The organism is Proteus genomosp. 6, assembly GCF_040139785.1.
Lineage (GTDB): Bacteria > Pseudomonadota > Gammaproteobacteria > Enterobacterales > Enterobacteriaceae > Proteus.
Map to the genome: position 1 here is coordinate 1 of NZ_JBEEVJ010000047.1, position 1,090 is coordinate 1,090.

Annotated in this window: 1 protein-coding gene; it reads left to right on the forward strand. The window is 41.1% G+C overall.

What is annotated here, in order from left to right:
- Positions 1 to 2: 2 nt before the first annotated feature.
- The coding region (gene gpJ, locus ABN212_RS18700) for a TipJ family phage tail tip protein (RefSeq protein ID WP_432807474.1) at positions 3 to 1,090 on the forward strand (1,088 nt) is incomplete at its 3' end.

Sequence of the window (1,090 nt, forward strand, 5' to 3'; positions counted from 1 at the left end):
TAATGAGAAAAACAATTCACGGTCAAAAAGGGGGCGGTGGTAGTCCTCGTGTGCCTGTTGAGCAACCTGATGATTTACAATCTATTGCTAAAGCAAAGTTACTCATTGCCTTGGGGGAGGGAGAATTTGCCGGAGAGTTAACGGCACAAAATATCTTCCTTGATGGTACGCCGTTAGAAGACACTGAAGGAAATGCAAATTTTAGTGGTGTGACGTGGGATTTTAGACCAGGCACGCAAGCACAGACTTATATTCAAGGATTACCTAGCGCTGAAAATGAGATCAATGTTGGCTCTACGATTTCGAGTAAAACACCATGGGTTCACACATTTACCAATTCACAATTATCGGCTATTCGAGTTCGTCTAAAGTGGCCCTCATTATTCAAGCAAGAAGATAATGGGGATTTGGTGGGTAATGAAGTTAAATACGCCATTGATTTACAAACTGATGGTGGTAGCTGGAAAACCGTTATTGATAGTGCCGTAAAAGGAAAAACGACATCAGGTTATGAGCGAGCACACAGAATTGATTTACCTGAATCGACAACATCATGGTCACTACGTGTTAGAAAAGTCTCTAATGATGCTAATAGTAGTAAAATCGGTGATACGGTTGTTTTGCAAAGCTACACTGAAGTCATTGATGCTAAATTTACCTATCCTCATACAGCGTTACTTTATATTGAATTCGATTCTAAACAATTCAACGGCTCTATTCCGCAAATAACGTGCAAACCGAAAGGGCGCATAATCCGAATACCCTCAAATTACAATCCTATTGATCGCACCTATACGGGCGTATGGGATGGTTCCTTTAAATGGGCATGGACCAATAACCCCGCATGGGTTTTCTACGATATTGTTATTTCCGATAGATTTGGTCTTGGACAACGAATAAATCAACAACAGATTGATAAATGGGAGTTATACCGTATAGCGCAGTATTGTGATCAATTGGTACCCGATGGAAAAGGTGGTGACGGTACAGAACCTCGTTATGTCTGTGATGTTTATGTGCAAGATAGAAATGAAGCGTATAACGTGTTACGTGACTTTGCAGCCATCTTTCGAGGAATGACCTATTGGGG